Source organism: Shewanella sp. ECSMB14101 (assembly GCF_000773485.1).
Taxonomy (GTDB): Bacteria; Pseudomonadota; Gammaproteobacteria; order Enterobacterales; family Shewanellaceae; genus Shewanella; species Shewanella marisflavi.
In genome coordinates this window covers 1-17,229 of sequence record NZ_JSFF01000019.1, presented here as the reverse complement: position 1 = coordinate 17,229, position 17,229 = coordinate 1, and the positions used below count along the sequence as shown (strand labels likewise).

The 17,229-nt window shown below is 48.1% G+C and carries 17 protein-coding genes and 1 tRNA gene; 13 read left to right on the top strand and 5 right to left on the bottom strand.

The features are described 5' to 3' along the window. Positions 1-4 precede the first annotated feature (4 nt). The 3 genes from NY07_RS14000 to purM form a co-directional block, all read right to left on the bottom strand. Positions 5-751 (bottom strand): HAD-IIA family hydrolase, encoded by a 747-nt coding sequence (locus NY07_RS14000; RefSeq protein WP_033539990.1) that lies wholly within the window; start codon positions 749-751, stop codon positions 5-7. Between the two features lie 275 nt (positions 752-1,026). After that, complete coding sequence (gene purN, locus NY07_RS13995) at positions 1,027-1,671, bottom strand: phosphoribosylglycinamide formyltransferase (RefSeq protein WP_033539989.1); 645 nt, start codon at positions 1,669-1,671, stop codon at positions 1,027-1,029. Next, positions 1,671-2,708, bottom strand: a complete 1,038-nt coding sequence (purM, locus tag NY07_RS13990; RefSeq protein ID WP_033539988.1) for a phosphoribosylformylglycinamidine cyclo-ligase — start codon at positions 2,706-2,708, stop codon at positions 1,671-1,673. Before purM ends, purN begins: the two co-directional genes overlap by 1 nt. A gap of 213 nt (positions 2,709-2,921) precedes the next feature. On the opposite strand from purM, the gene upp reads away from it, so the two are divergent. Then, entirely contained in the window at positions 2,922-3,548 is a 627-nt protein-coding gene (gene upp / locus NY07_RS13985) for a uracil phosphoribosyltransferase (protein WP_033539987.1), read from the top strand. 111 nt (positions 3,549-3,659) lie between these two features. On the opposite strand, the gene NY07_RS13980 is transcribed toward upp, so the two are convergent. Continuing rightward, positions 3,660-4,979, bottom strand: a complete 1,320-nt coding sequence (locus tag NY07_RS13980; protein ID WP_033539986.1) for a Na+/H+ antiporter family protein — start codon at positions 4,977-4,979, stop codon at positions 3,660-3,662. 313 nt (positions 4,980-5,292) lie between these two features. On the opposite strand from NY07_RS13980, the gene NY07_RS13975 reads away from it, so the two are divergent. Together NY07_RS13975 and NY07_RS13970 are read left to right on the top strand one after the other, a co-directional pair. After that, complete coding sequence (locus tag NY07_RS13975) at positions 5,293-5,898, top strand: peroxiredoxin (protein WP_033539985.1); 606 nt, start codon at positions 5,293-5,295, stop codon at positions 5,896-5,898. 151 nt (positions 5,899-6,049) lie between these two features. Continuing rightward, on the top strand, positions 6,050-7,066 hold the full coding sequence (locus tag NY07_RS13970; RefSeq protein WP_033539984.1) for a DUF3137 domain-containing protein: 1,017 nt from the start codon (positions 6,050-6,052) through the stop codon (positions 7,064-7,066). A gap of 141 nt (positions 7,067-7,207) precedes the next feature. On the opposite strand, the gene rnt is transcribed toward NY07_RS13970, so the two are convergent. Continuing rightward, positions 7,208-7,900 (bottom strand): ribonuclease T, encoded by a 693-nt coding sequence (gene rnt / locus NY07_RS13965; protein WP_033539983.1) that lies wholly within the window; start codon positions 7,898-7,900, stop codon positions 7,208-7,210. Positions 7,901-8,068: 168 nt separating this feature from the next. On the opposite strand from rnt, the gene NY07_RS13960 reads away from it, so the two are divergent. The 10 genes from NY07_RS13960 to NY07_RS13915 all read left to right on the top strand — a co-directional run bounded on the left by NY07_RS13960 (position 8,069) and on the right by NY07_RS13915 (position 17,197). Beyond that, positions 8,069-8,926, top strand: a complete 858-nt coding sequence (locus NY07_RS13960) for a flagellar protein MotY (RefSeq protein WP_161783168.1) — start codon at positions 8,069-8,071, stop codon at positions 8,924-8,926. Between the two features lie 618 nt (positions 8,927-9,544). Further along, on the top strand, positions 9,545-11,698 hold the full coding sequence (locus tag NY07_RS13955; RefSeq protein ID WP_033539981.1) for a prolyl oligopeptidase family serine peptidase: 2,154 nt from the start codon (positions 9,545-9,547) through the stop codon (positions 11,696-11,698). Between the two features lie 157 nt (positions 11,699-11,855). Next, positions 11,856-12,254: a tol-pal system-associated acyl-CoA thioesterase gene (gene ybgC, locus NY07_RS13950; protein ID WP_033539980.1), complete on the top strand. Its 399-nt coding sequence runs from the start codon at positions 11,856-11,858 to the stop codon at positions 12,252-12,254. Beyond that, a complete protein-coding gene (tolQ, locus tag NY07_RS13945) occupies positions 12,244-12,933 on the top strand; it encodes a protein TolQ (RefSeq protein WP_033539979.1) in 690 nt (229 codons plus the stop codon). The genes ybgC and tolQ overlap by 11 nt, the downstream gene beginning before the upstream one ends. Then, on the top strand, positions 12,933-13,367 hold the full coding sequence (tolR, locus tag NY07_RS13940; protein WP_033539978.1) for a protein TolR: 435 nt from the start codon (positions 12,933-12,935) through the stop codon (positions 13,365-13,367). The genes tolQ and tolR overlap by 1 nt, the downstream gene beginning before the upstream one ends. A gap of 3 nt (positions 13,368-13,370) precedes the next feature. Then, positions 13,371-14,306: a cell envelope integrity protein TolA gene (gene tolA / locus NY07_RS13935; RefSeq protein ID WP_033539977.1), complete on the top strand. Its 936-nt coding sequence runs from the start codon at positions 13,371-13,373 to the stop codon at positions 14,304-14,306. A gap of 9 nt (positions 14,307-14,315) precedes the next feature. Continuing rightward, positions 14,316-15,641 (top strand): Tol-Pal system beta propeller repeat protein TolB, encoded by a 1,326-nt coding sequence (gene tolB, locus NY07_RS13930; RefSeq protein WP_033539976.1) that lies wholly within the window; start codon positions 14,316-14,318, stop codon positions 15,639-15,641. Between the two features lie 34 nt (positions 15,642-15,675). Continuing rightward, positions 15,676-16,218, top strand: coding sequence for a peptidoglycan-associated lipoprotein Pal (gene pal, locus NY07_RS13925; RefSeq protein WP_033539975.1), 543 nt, complete (start codon positions 15,676-15,678; stop codon positions 16,216-16,218). 19 nt (positions 16,219-16,237) lie between these two features. Continuing rightward, positions 16,238-16,960 (top strand): tol-pal system protein YbgF, encoded by a 723-nt coding sequence (gene ybgF / locus NY07_RS13920; RefSeq protein WP_033539974.1) that lies wholly within the window; start codon positions 16,238-16,240, stop codon positions 16,958-16,960. 161 nt (positions 16,961-17,121) lie between these two features. Beyond that, a tRNA-Lys gene (locus NY07_RS13915) sits at positions 17,122-17,197 on the top strand. Positions 17,198-17,229: the final 32 nt, after the last annotated feature.

The following is a 17,229-nucleotide window of genomic DNA, read 5'->3' as shown; positions in this document are numbered from 1 at the left end:
AGACTTAGATGACGTCGATATCGCCAGCACAGTCAAACACATGATTCGGTCTAAAGGGTTCTCTGTCGATATCTTTGACCTGGCTGACGCCACTGGTGACTAAGATGGTTTCAAGACCGGCTTGGAAGCCTGCCAAGATATCGGTGCGCATATTGTCGCCGATGATCACAGTGTTTTCGGAATGCCCGCCGATATGGTTCAGTGCGCTGCGGATGATCCAGGAGCTGGGTTTACCCACATAGAAGGGTTTGCGGCCGCAAATGCGCTCGATTGGGGCACACAGTGCGCCGCAGGCTGGGCTGTGCGACGGGCCGTGGGTATCTGGGTTGGTGGCGATAAAACGGGCACCACTGGCGATAAACTGGGCGGCCTTGTGGATCATATCCCAGTTGTAGGAGCGGGTCTCGCCGACAATCACAAAGTCGGGGTTGATGTCGGTAATGGTAAAGCCCGCTTTATAGAGCTCGTGGGTGAGGGCGCCTTCGCCAATCACGTATGCCTTGTCGCCAGTCTGGTGTTTAAGAAAATCGGCCGTGGCCATGGCTGAGGTGTAAAAGCACTCCTCTGGTACGTGGATCCCGGCGGCGCCAAGGCGATTTTGCAGATCCTTACCTGTTTGCACCGGATAATTGGTCAATAAGACCAGAGGATTCCCTTGTTCAAGAATGCGATGGATAAACTTATCGCTGCCAGGGATCAACTTATTGTCATGTAGCAGCACACCATCAATATCACAAATTACATTTTTCATCTTAGGTCTCGTCTTGCTAGCAGAAAGTCAATTGCCTTCATCTAAAACCAATTGTGTTTTAAAAACAATGTAATTTAGTGAAATATTTAGCCTTGCCGCTAATAGACCTGATTTAGTCATAAGTGGTTTAGTCATAAGTGTTTGGGGCGCGAGTGGCACTTCCCACTCTTAACTTTTCTTTCTGAGTTTCGCCTGGGCAATAAAAAAGAGACCCTTGGGTCTCTTTTTTGTTCGCCTCACAGCGCTAAATCTCACAACGCTTAGTCTCAAAGCGCTTAGTCGGCGGCATAGCCCATTGGGCCAAGTGGCTCGTCGTCAAGGTAGGCCTTGCCGTCAGCCATACGCAGACGCTGCTGACTAAACCATTTTACGACCAGCGGATAGATGGCATGTTCCTGTTCATGTACTCTTGCTGCCAGCATGCTGGCATCGTCTTCAGAGTAGACGGGCACTTTTGCCTGCAGGATCACCGGGCCAGCATCCAGTTCTGGCGTCACAAAATGCACGCTGGCACCGTGCTCGCTGTCACCGGCGTCGATAGCCCGCTGATGGGTATGCAAGCCAGTATATTTCGGTAGTAGCGAGGGGTGAATGTTAATCATTCGCCCTTCAAACTGTTTCACGAAATCATCGCTTAGGATACGCATAAAGCCCGCAAGCACGATCAGGTCGGGTTGATACTTGTCGATAGCCGCCTTGAGACGCAGATCGTAGTCGCTGCGAGACTCACCCTGATGGGGGATCACGCAGCTGGTGTCTATCTCGCTGTGATGTGCACGCACTAAACCGTAAGCGTCTGGCTTGTTACTGATAACGCCAACCACTTCGGCTTGCAGGTTGTCATCACACCCGTCAATGATAGCTTGCAGGTTACTGCCGTTACCAGAGACAAGGACGAGAACGCGACAGCAATCTGTCATTAGAGGATCTCCACCTGCTCTTCGTCACCATTGCGGTTGGCAATGTCACCGATAAGCCAAGCGTTTTCACCTTCTGCCTTTAGTAGTGCCAAAGCTGATTCAACCTGATCTTGTGGTAGGGCGATGATCATGCCGACACCACAGTTGAAGGTACGGTACATCTCAAATTCTGCGATGTTGCCGTTTTCCATCAACCAGTTAAATACAGTTGGCCATTGCCAAGAGTCACCTTTTACGACGGCTTTGGCATCATCGGGTAGTACGCGTGGGATGTTTTCCCAGAATCCGCCACCAGTGATGTGAGCCATTGCGTGAACGTCGTGCTTTTCAAGCAGCTTAAGTAGCGGCTTAACATAAATCTTGGTGGGTTCCAGCAGGTGATCGATAAGTGGCTTACCTTCAAGATCTTGCTGCGGATCCGCTTGACTGACTTCGAGAACCTTACGGATCAGCGAGTAACCGTTTGAGTGAGGACCACTTGAGCCCAGCGCGATAAGCGCATCACCGGCAACGACTTTAGAGCCATCGAGTACATCTTCTTTTTCCACAACGCCAACACAGAAGCCAGCTAAGTCGTAGTCTTCGCCTTCATACATGCCTGGCATTTCGGCGGTTTCACCACCGATCAGGGCGCAGCCTGACTGAGCACAGCCTTCAGCGATGCCGTTAACGACAGAGGTGGCTGTTTCCACATCTAGCTTGCCTGTGGCGTAGTAATCGAGGAAAAACAGTGGCTCGGCACCGGCAACGATAAGATCGTTAACACACATTGCCACGAGATCGACGCCGACGCTGTCATGCTTTTTATAATCGATAGCCAGTCTAAGCTTGGTACCAACACCATCGGTGCCAGACACAAGAACTGGATGTTTGTACTTAGTTGGCAACTCACAAAGTGCGCCAAAACCACCTAGGTTGCCCATAACTTCTGGACGGTGGGTACGTTTAACAGCAGATTTGATATTGTTAACCAGGGCATTGCCTGCGTCGATATCAACACCTGCATCTTTATAGCTTAGCTGGGTAGGAGTGCTCACGGAGGATCCTCTCGGGTACATCGTTATTGGATTTTTATGCGGCGCTATTCTATCAGCTTGTGTGGGCACTCGAAAGGGATGATTTTGAATATTCAAACGGACTTAGGTCACGATTTGCCGTGTTTGTAAAACTTTAAGTTTTCGATTGTGAACAAATCTACTAGAATCGGTACAATTTGCTGAAAAAAACTGGAATAGCATCAGGAGAGAACGATGAAAGTGGTCGAAGTTAAGCATCCTTTAGTACGTCATAAGATTGGATTAATGCGTGAGGGAGACATCAGTACTAAGCGTTTCCGTGAGTTAGCGGCAGAAGTCGGTAGCCTGTTAACCTATGAAGCGACAGCTGACTTTGAAACCGAGACGGTCACCATTGAAGGGTGGAACGGTCCAGTTGAAGTTGAGCAGATTAAAGGTAAGAAAGTGACAGTCGTGCCAATTCTTCGTGCCGGTCTGGGTATGATGGATGGCGTGCTTGAGCATGTACCTAGCGCGCGTATTTCGGTAGTCGGTATCTATCGTGATGAAGAAACCCTAGAGCCTGTGCCATATTTCGAGAAACTTGCCAGCAATATGCATGAGCGTATCGCATTGGTCGTAGACCCTATGCTGGCTACAGGTGGTTCTATGATCTCGACCATCGACCTGCTGAAAGAGCGCGGCTGCACCGCAATCAAAGCATTGGTATTGGTGGCGGCGCCTGAAGGGATTGCTGCACTGGAAAAAGCGCATCCTGATATTGAGCTTTATACCGCTTCTATCGACCAGTGTCTCAACGAGAATGGCTACATTCTGCCTGGTCTGGGTGATGCCGGTGATAAGATTTTCGGTACTAAGTAATTACCGCGAACTAATTAATGCGTAGTAAGTTTTAATGAGTAGTAAGTTGCCGCGCAATCAATAACACAATAAAAAAGGAGCCTTAGGCTCCTTTTTTATTGCTCGTGATAATTACAGCACCATGGCTGCTATCCAACCCGAGAGCAACAACGGAATATTGTAATGGATAAAGGTTGGGATAACGCTATCGCGGATATGGTCATGTTGACCGTCGGCGTTAAGACCCGCAGTTGGCCCCAGGGTCGAATCTGATGCTGGCGAGCCTGCATCGCCTAGCGCCGCTGCCGTGCCCACGAGGGCGATGGTGGCTGGCACTGAGAAGCCAAAGCTAATCGCCAGTGGTACATAGATAGTGGCAATAATGGGAATGGTAGAAAATGATGAGCCAATCCCCATGGTGATCAGCAGGCCGACCACCAACATTAAGAATGCTGCCAAGGCTTTGTTATCACCAATAAGATGGCTGAGGGAGTCTACCAAGGTGCTTACATCCCCAGTGGCTTTGACCACAGCGGCAAAGCCCGCTGCGGAGATCATGATGAAACCTATGTTGGCCATCATGCGCACGCCTTGGTTAAAGATATCCTGATCGGCGACATGTTTGAGCGCCCCTGAAAAGCTAAAGATGATAAAGCCGATGAGTGCACCGAAGATCATCGAGCCTGTATAGAGCTGGACGATGAGAGTCGATGCAATGGCGATCAGGGCGATGAAAATATTACGGCGATTCAGGGTTTCTTCGGGCTCGGCCGCCAGAATCAGTTCTTCTTTATACTCTCTAGGCTTACGGTAGCTGATAAACACGGCGATAAACAGGCCAAATACCATGCCCAGGGCTGGGATCAGCATGGCTGGTGGGATCTGCTCTCGCACGGCTTCCAAGTTGTTACTGGTGAGGTTCGACAGCAAGATGTCATTTAAGAAGATGCCACCAAAGCCCACAGGCAAGATCATATAGGTGGTCACTAGGCCAAAGGTCAACACGCAAGCGACTAGGCGTCTATCCATTTTGAGCTTAGACATTACATGCAGTAGCGGCGGGATCAGAATCGGTATAAAGGCGATATGGATCGGCAGAATGTTCTGTGAAGAGACCGCCATCGCCAGGATAGCCAGTAGCAAGAGCCAGCGTACCTTGTTGATGTTACCAGGGCTTTGTTCTTGACCTAGCTGAGCGATCACCTTACGGGAGATAAGCGTGGTGAGGCCAGAGTGCGACAAGGCGACGGCAAAGGCGCCCAGTAGGGCATAACTCAGGGCGATCTGCGCGCCACCGCCCAGGCCGGTATTAAAGGCTTCGACCGTTTGCTGAAGGTCCATGCCGCCGACGAGCCCGGCGACCAGGGCACTCACGGTGAGCGCGATGACGACGTTTACTCGCGCAAGGCTAAGGCCCAACATTAAGCAAACGGCTATAACAACTGCATTCATATTGATTCAATCTGATTTTTTAATCTGTAATGGGAAGCTATTTTTGCCAGCAATAGCCCGTGTTGTCCAGCGCCAAGGCGTTTTAACTTTGAAATAAGACAGAGATGTAACTGAACTGTATTCAAGTTTACTGCGTAAGTGTAAACATGCATACCAAGGTCGGGGGGCTCAGGTGATAAGTTAGGCAACTCGATGAATTTTTATTATAAAAGGTGACAATGATCCCAAATTACTTGTGTCCCGCTGGTGACTGCCTATAATGCTTTGGAGTTCATAATTAAAAGCTTTTTCAATCCATAGATGGAGATATAAAATGAGCGTATTAGTAGGCCGTCCGGCTCCTGATTTCACTGCTGCAGCAGTTCTTGGTAATGGCGAAATCGTAGATAGCTTTACCCTGAGCGAAGCGATTAAAGGAAAGCCAGCTGTAGTATTCTTTTACCCACTTGATTTCACTTTCGTATGCCCATCTGAGTTGATTGCTTTCGATCACCGCATGGAAGAGTTCAAGAAGCGTGGCGTAGAAGTTATCGGTGTTTCAATCGACTCTCAGTTCACTCACAACGCATGGCGTAACACTCCTGTAGACAAGGGTGGTATCGGTCAAGTGCAATACACGCTAGTTGCTGACGTGAAGCATGAGATCTGTAAAGCCTATGACGTTGAGCATCCAGAAGCCGGTGTGGCTTTCCGTGGTTCTTTCCTTATCGACAAAGAAGGTCAGGTTCGTCACCAAGTGGTTAACGATCTACCACTAGGTCGTAACGTTGACGAAATGCTACGTATGATCGATGCGCTTCAGTTCCACGAAGAGCATGGTGATGTTTGTCCAGCTGGTTGGGAAAAAGGTGACAAGGGTATGGACGCAAGCCCACAAGGTGTTGCTTCTTATCTGACTGACAACGCTGACTCACTATAATCTCAAGATAGTAGTTTGTAGCTAAAAAAGCCGCGAGGATCGCGGCTTTTTTGTTTTTGCTATATAAATGATGCACGTTGATACGGTTAAGGACCAAAACTATAGGCTCGTAGGTATTACGTCGCATTAAAACATATTCAAGGAGTGATAAATGAATCCGATGGAGTTTGATGTTCCTGAAAAGGATAAACTTTCTTTTAGTCAGTACTATAAGCGCAATATTGCCCCAAAATGTGCATCCTATGAAAAGATGCGCTTAGATGCTGTCAAGCGATACAACGAACGAGCCAAAATTGCTAAACCCTTAGGCCAACTCGTCATCCCATTATTTCTCGTCGGATTTGCCGTGATGTATTATAGCTTAGCAGTGCTTGATGACGGCCAACTATTCACCATAAGTCTGCTCGGTACCATGACGGTATTTGCAATGATCGCAGGCGTTTATGTTTGGGCATGTGGCGAAGTGACTAAATTAAGCGGAGACATTTTTGGCGAGCTTTATCCTATTCTCATTCGTTATTTTGGTAAGGAATTTAAACTCAACCCGCCAAATTTGCCAGAGTTAGAAACGTACAAAGATTACGGTATCTTACCTAAATATGACCGTGGCTATTTTAAAGACTCCTTCAAAGGGAAGTATCAAGGCGTTAAATTTTTGCTACGGGAATTAGGGTTGGATGTAAAAGATGGTACTAATAATGATAACCAAACCCGATACAAAAATATTTTCAATGGCATATTAATTGAGTTTGATATCTCTAAACGTTTTTCAGGTATTACCTTGATTAGCAAAGATAGAGGCATGTTCGGTAACAAATTGGATGCCTTCAAAAGTGATTTATCGCGGGTTAGGCTCGAAGATGTAAACTTTGAAAGAGAGTTTGAAGTGTACAGTAGCGATCAGGTTGAAGCACGTTACTTGCTTAATACCGCGACGATGGAACGCTTGCTCTCAATAGGGCGCTTCTATAATTCTGAACTGGAAGCTTGTTTTAAAGACGGGAAGTTACTGCTTAAAATAGCGAGTAGTCATGATTATTTCCAATCTAAACTAGATATCCAAAAAGAGTTAAGCTTTCAAGAAGATATTGAACAATTGTTTAAAGAGTTAGAAGAGATTTTTGCGCTAATTAATACGCTAAAATTAAATCAATACACTGGGTTGTAAACGGTGCTTTAATATCGTTTCATTGTTAAAAAGGGGATAGCGGTGCTATTGCGCTGCATCCCCTTTGATGTTGTGATGAGGTAAACCGTTAAAGTGACACTATCTAGATCTAGAGTGCATTAACTGGATTTGCTCATCGCGCTAACTTGAACTGCTATCTTGGCTTTCGCTCTGTTCTTCCATTGAATCGTCGGCATTATCAGAGCTAAGTGGCCATCCGCCTAAAGCTTTCCATTTGTTCACAATATGGCAAAACAGCTCGGCGGTGCGCTCGGTATCGTAGAGGGCTGAGTGTGCCTCTTTATTATCGAATGGGATGCCGGCAATTTCGCAGGCCTTAGCTAGCACTGTATGCCCCAGAGCCAGACCCGACAAAGCCGCAGTATCGAATGTCGCGAAGGGATGAAACGGCGTGCGTTTGAGGCCATTACGTTCTATCGCCTTGGTCACGAAACCATGGTCGAAGGAGGCGTTGTGGGCCACTATGATGCTGCGATGACAATCAGAGGCTTTTTGATGCTTTTTGACCTCTTTAAAGATCTCCAAAAAGGCCTCTTTCTCACTCACGGCGCCTCGCAGTGGATTGCTTGGATCTATGCCGTTAAAGGCGAGGGCTTCAGGCTCTAAGTTAGCGCCTTCGAAGGGCTCGATGTGGTAGTGCAGTGTCTTGTCTAATACCAGATCACCATTCTCATCCATCTTTAACATGGTAACGGCGATCTCCAGCAACGCATCGGTTTGGGCATTGAAGCCCGCAGTTTCAACATCAATAACCACGGGAAAGTAACCACGAAATCTGTGGTTAAGTTTGTTTGCGTCGCAAATTTCGCTCATTAAAATATCCAAAATGATGAGTGGGTGGCTATTATGAAGTATCGGGTGGGAGCTTGTCATGTTTGATTGGTCAATATATAGGCTAAAGGAAAGCTAAATAAGGCCGATAGGGATAAGTAACCTAATTAATAAGAGTGATTGTCTATGTGGTTGAGAGTGCTAAGTGCGATGACATTCGGTATTGGCTTGAGTCTTACGGCGACGGCACATGCAGAGTTGCGTCACTATGTGGCCTCTTTGGAACAGTCCTCATGGCGTTTAAGCGACGCCAGCCCCATCATCTGTCGTCTCGAACATGAGATCCCAGCATACGGAAAGGCGGTGTTTACCAGTCGCGCCGGTAAAGATCATGATTTGAACTTTAGCTTGGATATGTGGGTGAAGCCCGATGAGGTCACTAATGCCAAGCTGATGAGCATGGCACCTGCCTGGCGCCCGGGTGTGGTGTCTCGTCCAATCACCGAGCTGACTTATCAAAAATACTTTAGCGGTGAAGTGCCGAAAAAGGCGGCTTGGTCCATGTTAAATGAACTTGAGCGCGGCATGCAGCCAACCTTTTATTATGCCGATTGGTATAACCGTTCCAGTAAGGTGGCAGTCGGCCTATCCGCGGCCAATTTTGGCCGTCGTTATGCCGAGTTTAAATCATGTCTGGCCAACCTTTTGCCTTATAGTTTTGAAGATATTGCCTTTACTGTGCTGACCTATGAGTTTGGGGGACAAGAGTTAACCCGTTACTCCAAAGCGCAGATCGCCAAGGTTCAGGAGTATCTCTCTTATGATCCTGAAGTCGAACTTGTGTTGATTGATGCTTATACCGATAGTTTCGGTGGGCGTTCGGTCAATAAGAAGGTATCAGAGAAACGAGCGGATTCAGTTAAGCAGCTATTCCTGTCAGCAGGGATCCCACAGGAGCGAATTCATACTCTAGGTCATGGTGAGCGTCGTCATGTGGCCTCCAATGCGACCATAGATGAACGTGCCCGAAATCGACGTGTCGTGATCCGTCTGAGTAAACCGCTCTAACTTTTTCCAGAAGCGTTTCATGCATTAGCAAACCGGTCTTAATGGCCGGTTTGTTGTTTCTGTCGTTTGGCGTTTGGCAGGCATTGATTACGATATTTAAGGAGAGTGGGATTTTAAGGCAAAAAAAAGCCCACTTAATCTTAAGTGGGCCGCAAATAATATATTGCAATCAACAAATTGAAGGAAGGAAGTCAAGCATAAGAACCAGGGATGAATTCACGTGACTGGCACGGGAAATCGGAGTTCTTGTTTTCATATCTACCAGCGCGGTAGACACTTCCTGAAAACGAGACGAATTATAGGGTCAGACCATTGCTCCTACAAACTAGAAAAATTCCCGCCTAAGATTAGTATTTCTAATGTCAAATGAGTGCCCAGAAAGTGGTGAATTCATACATATTGGCTATTTACGCTTGATTAAGCAAAATTGCTGCATAATTTCACGATTTATATAATTCATCCATGTTGTTTTTTTATTAACAAGTATCTCAGGCAAGCCCCTGATTAGTTTATTTGTAACCATTGCACGGTTTTTTTTTACTTGTATAGTACGTCGTAATTGGGCGCTTGCTCACAGGTTTACCATTAATAATAACGAGATATCCAGGATGGCTACACATGGCTCTTAAGACGATATTATCAAAGCAACACCTTTTGCTTGCCGGGATAGGTTTGGCACTCATGGGCTGTCAGTACCATGCCAGTGAATCGACATCGGCACAGCTTGCTACTCAGCCTCAAGGGGTTGTCGAGACTTTGCATGGGGTAGAGGTCGCTGATCCATACCGTTACCTAGAGGAAGAAAGTGAAGCGACTCACAGCTGGGTCAAGCAACAGCAGCAGGCAGGACATGATTTTCTAGCGCAGTTGGAAAATAAGCAGGCGATTGTCGATCGTATTACAGAGCTGTGGAACTTCGAGAAAGTGACGGCACCCATCGAGCGTGGCGATAACACCTTCTATTACCGCAACGACGGTTTACAAGCGCAGTCTGTGCTTTATGTGAAAAACAAGGCTGGCGAAGAAAAAGTGGCCTTAGATCCCAATAGCTTCTCCACTGATGGCACTGTGGCATTAAGCGGTGTCTCGGTTAGTGGCGATGGTAAAATTATTGCCTATGGCGTTTCGAAGTCAGGTTCGGATTGGCAGCAGTGGCAGTTTGTCGATGTGGCAAGTGGCGCAATGCTAAAAGATGAACTTAAGTGGATTAAGTTTTCTAGTGCTGAGTGGAGTCACGATAATCAGGGTGTCTACTACTCTCGTTATGACGCGCCCGAAGGTGGCAACCTGTTGGCCGACGTTAACTTTAATCAGAAGGTCTATTTTCACAAGCTAGGCACAGACCAATCTGAAGATAAGTTAATCTATGAGCGTCCTCAAAACAAAGATTGGGGCTTTGGCGCCGAAGTGTCAGAGCAAGGCGATTATCTGCTGATCTCTATCTCTCAAGGGACTGACAGCCGAAATCGTTTCTTCTATAAGTCGCTTACCCAAGCTGACGCCCCGGTAGTGGAGCTGATCAGTGAGCTGGAAGCGGAATACAGCTTCCTGGGTAATGATAAGTCTGTTTTCTATTTTAAGACTGATCTAAATGCGCCTAACGGTAAGATAGTGGCTATCGATGTGAATCGTCCGGCTAAGGCAAATTGGAAGACCGTTATTCCTGAGTCGAGCGACCCCATCGCAGCTGTATCCATTATCAATGATCATCTGGTGGTGAGCTATCTGCACGATGTGCTGGGTAAGTTAACCATTTTTAGCATGGACGGTGTTAAGCGTCAGGATGTCGATCTTCCGGGCAAGGGTAAGATTGCCGGTCCCTATGGCAAGCGCAGTAAAGATTACTTCTATTACACCTTCAATAGCTATGTGCAGCCACAGACAACCTATAAGTTTGATTTTAAAACCGGTCAGTCTAGCCTGTATGCCAAGCCAAAGATCGCCTTTAACCCTGAAAACTATGTGTCAGAGCAGGTGTTTTACACCAGCAAAGATGGTACCCGCGTGCCAATGATGATCTCATACAAGAAAGGTTTGACCCTAAATGGCGAAAATCCAACTCTCTTGTATGCCTACGGTGGTTTCTCAATTTCGCTTACTCCAAGATTCAGCCCAGCCAATATTGCCTGGATGGATATGGGAGGCGTGTACGCCGTGCCTAACCTACGTGGTGGCGCCGAGTATGGTGAGAGCTGGCACCAGGCCGGGATGTTCGATAAGAAGCAAAATGTATTTGATGATTATTATGCTGCGGCCGAGTATCTGATCGACAACAAATACACCAATAGCAGTAAGCTAGGTGCCTATGGTCGTAGTAATGGTGGTTTGTTGATGGGCGCCGCCTTGACTCAGCGACCAGAGCTTTTTGCCGCCGTGTTGCCAGCTGTTGGTGTGCTGGATATGCTGCGCTTCCATAAGTTCACCATTGGCTGGGCGTGGACCAGTGAGTATGGCAGTGCCGATAACGCCGAACAGTTCCCTGCGCTGCTTGCCTATTCGCCATACCATAATATCACCGAGCGTGATTACCCAGCTACTATGGTAATGACGGCCGACCATGATGACCGCGTTGTACCCCTGCACAGCTTTAAGTTTGGTGCCCTGTTACAAGACAGACAGACGGGTGATGCGCCTATCATCATGCGTATCGAGTCTAAGGCGGGCCACGGTGCCGGTAAGCCGACAGCGATGAAGATAGATGAGTTTGCCGATATTTATAGTTTCTTAATGCATAACTTTGGTCTTGCAGTGCCGAGTAAGATTGGTGGTTAAGCAAACAGAGATAAAAGGGAAGTGAATAACTTCCCTTTTTTATTAACAAAATTTTATGCACTAAGTCTTAGTCTGCAGGGCTTCAAGCATTCACAATTGCCTGGGCACTCGGTATAGTAGGCGTCTGTTTAATCTGAATGCTGGGCAGTCTCACGCTATGTTTCGTTGGCCTATATCCGTTTACTACGAAGATACTGATGCTGGTGGAGTGGTGTATCACTCAAACTACCTTAATTTCTTCGAGCGAGCCCGCACCGAGTGGCTTAAACATATAGGCGTTAAGCAGACCCAGCTATTGGCAGACGATATCGCTTTTGTCGTTAAACATGCCGAGTTGGATTTTAAAGTGGCAGCTCGGTTCGAGCAGGACCTTTTTGTCGAGTCTGAAGTCATAGAGATGAAGAAGGCCTCTATGGTATTCAGGCAACGTTTGCTTGACGAGGCTGGCACACTCTATTGTGAAGGACTCATTCAGGTGGCCTGTGTTGCACTATCGCGCATGCGCCCCAAAGCCATTCCCCATCATATTGTTCAGGAGTTAAAGGGTGGAAGCTGATATCTCTTTTATCGGGCTGTTTTTACAGGCCAGTCTGTTAGTTAAATTTGTCATGTTGACCCTGCTGGCGCTGTCAGTGATGTCATGGGCGGTGATTATTCAGCGCAGACGCCTGCTAACGTCGGCTCGTCAGCGTTCACTCAAGTTTGAAGACAAATTTTGGTCCGGTGTCGATCTTAATAAACTCTACAAAGAGCTATCAGCGAGGCAAGAGAGTAACACAGGGTTGGAGGCGATGTTTTACGCCGGATTTAAAGAGTATGCCCGCCTAAGTACCCTTAATGGCAAGGTCCCCGAGGCGGTGATGGATGGCAGTTACCGTGCCATGAGAGTCTCGCTCTCAAGAGAGCTTGAGAAGCTGGAAACCCATTTGCCGCTGCTGGCCACTATCGGCTCGACCAGCCCCTATATCGGCCTGTTTGGTACTGTTTGGGGGATTATGAACTCCTTTATCGCCTTAGGTGCGGTAGAAAATGCCACGCTTGCCATGGTCGCACCAGGTATTGCTGAGGCCCTGATTGCAACCGCTATGGGTCTGTTTGCGGCGATCCCTGCGGTCATTGCCTATAACCGCTTCTCAACCCAAGTTGAGAAAATTGAGATGTCCTACGCCAACTTTATGGAAGAGTTTTCCAGCATCTTGCATCGTCAAGCCTATAGCGAGAAGGAAGCCGGCTAATGCAGCAGGGTTATCAACGTAAGAGGCGTCGCCCGGTAGCCGAGATCAACGTTGTACCTTATATCGACGTGATGTTGGTGCTGCTGATCATTTTTATGGTAACAGCGCCGATAGTCACCCAAGGGGTGAAGGTTGATCTGCCCCAAGGGGAGGCTGAAAGCCTGCCTGCCGATAGCAAACCACCTGTGGTCGCTTCTATCGATGCCGATGGTGATTACTATCTGGATATTGGCAGTACCAGTAACAAAGAGGTGCTGGATCTCGAAGAGATTGCTGTGAGAGTGAGCGCGATAGTGCAGTTAGAGCCAGAGCGCCCAGTGGTGGTTAAAGCCGACAGAAGTATTCCCTATGAGCGGGTGATCCAGCTTATGGTGACGTTACAAAAAGCAGGTGTACCTTCGGTAGGCTTGATGACAGATTCGCCTGAGGAGTAGCAGGTGTCAGGGAAATCAGATTTTACCATTCCACTTATCGTTTCAGCCAGTATTCATATTGGTGTGATAGTGATCTTAGTCATGGGCGTTGATTTCAGTGAGAAGCCCAAGGTAGTGCCACAGGCGAGCGCCCCGGCGATCCAAGCTGTGATCGTTGATCAGAAGCGGGTCAACGAACAGGTGGAAAAATTAAAAGCCGAGAAGCTGGCGACAGAGCGCAAAGAGAAGGCGCGACAAGAAGAGCTGGATCGTAAGGCGCGAGAGGCTCGCGAGGCTCGTGAGCGCGAACAGCAACGTATTAAAAAGTTAGAGCAAGAGCGCAAGCAGAAAGAGATAGAGACCCAAAATGCTGCCAAGGCCGCTCAGGCCGCCAAGCTCAAAGAGCAGCAGGAAAAGGAGAAGGCCGCTAAGGCTGAGGCGCAGCGCAAGAAGAAAGAGGCTGAACGTAAAGCTGCTGAAGAAGCCGCTGCCAAAGCCGAGGCAAAACGCAAGGCTGAAGAGGCTGCCGCTAAGAAAGCGGCCGAAGAGCGTAAGCGCAAGGCTGAGGCAGAGGCTAAACGTAAGGCTGAAGAAGCCGCACGCCGCGAACAAGAACGTATGATGCAAGAGGCGTTAGCCGCCGAGCAGGCCGCTCTGTCGCAGACTCGCAATAAGCAGGTGATGAGCGAGGTGCAGCGCTATACATCAATGATACGTGCGACGATTCAACGCCATTTGGTTGTCGATGAGTCGATGCGAGGCAAGAGCTGTCGGGTCTTTATTCGTTTGGCAAAAGATGGTTTTGTGACAGGTAATGAAATCGTGTCCGGTGATCCTGTGGTCTGCCGTGCCACGAAGGCGGCGATTAACAAGGCTGGACGTCTACCTGTCTCGCCGGAAGCCGATGTTTATAACAAACTAAAAGAGATTAATCTCACCGTACAACCGGAGTTTAATTAAAGGAGTTCCATGAAAAACTTGGGAAGATGGCTCATCTTGGGGCTGGCATTTTTAACCATTCCGGCCAAGGCGGCACTGGATATAGTGATCACTGAAGGGGTCGATGCCGCGCGTCCTATCGCCGTAGTGCCTTTTGTGTGGCAGGGCAACACACCTATGCCGCAACAGATCTCTGACGTGGTGATGTCAGATCTGACCCGCAGTGGAACCTTTAAACCCATGGATGAACTGGGATTGCCTCAGCGTAACATAGGCTCCCTGTCACAGATGGATCTCAAGTCTTGGTCAAATGTGGCTGCCGAAGCCGTGGTGATAGGGACGGTAAAGCCTTATGGACCAGACCAGTATTTAGTGAATTTCGAGCTTATCGATCTGGTTAAAGCCCAGATGCAATCGGGCGGTCCTCAGGCGGCGAGTGAATACTTGCTCGATAGCCGTGAAACCGTGATTAGCGCTGCTCAGTTTAGGCAGTATGGCCACCGCATCAGTGATATCGTCTATGAAAAACTCACCGGTATCCGTGGTGCCTTCTTGACCCGAATCGCCTACGTGGTGGTTGACCATAAGGCCAAATCGCCATACAAGCTGATGATTGCCGATTACGATGGCTATAACGAGCAGATGCTATTGCGCTCGCCCGAGCCGCTGATGTCGCCGACCTGGTCTCCCGATGGTCGTCGTCTGGCCTATGTCAGTTTTGAGAACAAGCAGGCCGAAGTCTTTGTTCAGGACATCTATACTCAGCAACGAACTAAGGTCACCAGCTTCCCTGGAATCAATGGCGCTCCGTCATTCTCGCCCGATGGCAAGAAGTTGGCGATAACCCTATCGAAAGATGGCCAGCCAGAGATCTATGTGGTGGATATTGCCACCAAGGCGATTAAGCGCGTGACGAATCACTATGCGATTGATACCGAGGCTTCTTGGACACCTGATGGTAAGTCGCTGATATTTACCTCTGAGCGTGGCGGTCGCCCACAGCTCTACCAAGTGGTTTTGGCGTCAGGCAAAGTGACACGATTGACCTTCGAAGGGGAATGGAATCTGGGTGGATCTATTTCACCTGATGGTCGCAGCATGGTGTTTGTGAATCGCACCAACGGTAAGTTCAATATTGCCCGTATGGACCTTGAGACCCGCTTTATGCAGGTGCTGACAAGTACGCGTCTGGATGAGTCGCCCAGCATAGCGCCTAACGGCACTATGGTGATCTATGGCACAACTTATCAAGGTCAGCAGGTGTTGGCTGCCGTCTCTATGGATGGACGATTTAAGGCGAGATTGCCAGTGGGTCAAGGGGAGGTGAAATCTCCTGCTTGGTCACCTTTCTTATAAATTTACTACTGAGAACGAGATTAAGGATTACAAAATGGATCTGAATAAGCTGTTGAAAGCTATGGTTGTTGCACTGCCTATTATGGCTATTAGCGCGTGTAGCTCAACTTCTGAGTCACAAACCGATGCGAGCGGTTCAATGAGTGGCAGCGAAAGTAGCGAAATGACTGCTGGCGGTGGTGTTGAAACCGGTGGTGTGGCCCCTATTTTGACACCAGAGGAGCAGCAGCGCATTAAATACCAAGAGCTGCGTAAAGAGCATATCATTTACTTTGATTTTGACAGAAGCTCAGTATCGTCTGATTTCTCTGAAGTGCTAAATGCCCATGGCGAGTATCTGCTTGAGCACCCTAACGTGCGCGTGATGATCGAAGGTCACGCCGATGAACGTGGTACGCCAGAGTACAACATTGCCTTGGGTGAACGCCGTGCTAAAGCCGTTGCCAAGTATCTGCAAAGCATGGGCGTATTGCCAAGCCAGATGAGCATCGTCAGCTATGGTGAAGAGAAACCACAAGATTTCTCTCGCACCGATGATGGCTTTGCTAAGAACCGCCGTGCGGTATTGGTTTACTAAGCGTTAGATAGGGTTAACTATGAAAACTGCCGTTGTTACCGCGGCTATTCTAATGAGTGTTGGTGTCGCAGTCGCGGCACCTGCACCCGTTGAGGATATTGCAGGCGGTTCCCCCGATGATAGAGTTGCGCGTTTAGAGCGGATCATAAAAGCCAAACAGGCGGCCGAATTTGAGATGCAGCAGCGTTTGGATACACTTCAGCAAGAGGTGTTGGATTTGCGCGGGCTCACAGAGCAACAAAGCTATCAAATCAATCAGATGTTGCAGCGCCAACGCCAGCTCTATGAAGATATCGCTAACTTGAGTAAAACGAAGACTACTCAAGTGGCAGCAACGCCAGTTAATTCAGGTCCTGCGAGCTCTTCCTTAGGTGAAACAGCAAGCTATGAGCGTGCGGTTAATCTGGTGTTGAAAGAGCGTCAGTATGATGAAGCCATTCCGGCGTTTCGTGAATTTATACGTCAATATCCTGATTCCACCTATGCCGCGAATGCCAACTATTGGCTTGGGCAGTTATTGTATAACAAAGGTGAGTTTGCCGAAGCGGCAAAAGCCTTCGATACTGTGGTGAATCAGTTTAAAGATTCTAATAAACGAGGCGATAGCCTGGTGAAACTCGGTATGATAGCGCAAAAGCGTAATGACAATGCCACGGCGAAACGTTATTACCAGCAAGTTGTCAGCGAATATGCCAATAGTGCTGCAGCGCGCATAGCAAAACAGCAGATGGTGGGACTTTAATCTCTATTTAACTAAAAAACATACTCTTAGTCTGTTTTTCATGCAAACAAAAAAAAATGGGGAATTTGCACTTGCATGAGAAGATGAAAAAGGTATTATAGGCGCCCTCAAAGCGACGTAGTCGGTTGGGCGCTAAATCAACGAGATTTAGTCTGAAAAATGGGTCGTTAGCTCAGTCGGTAGAGCAGTTGGCTTTTAACCAATTGGTCGAAGGTTCGAATCCTTCACGACCCACCACTTTTCTGACAGTGGTTAAACAGTTAGGCACC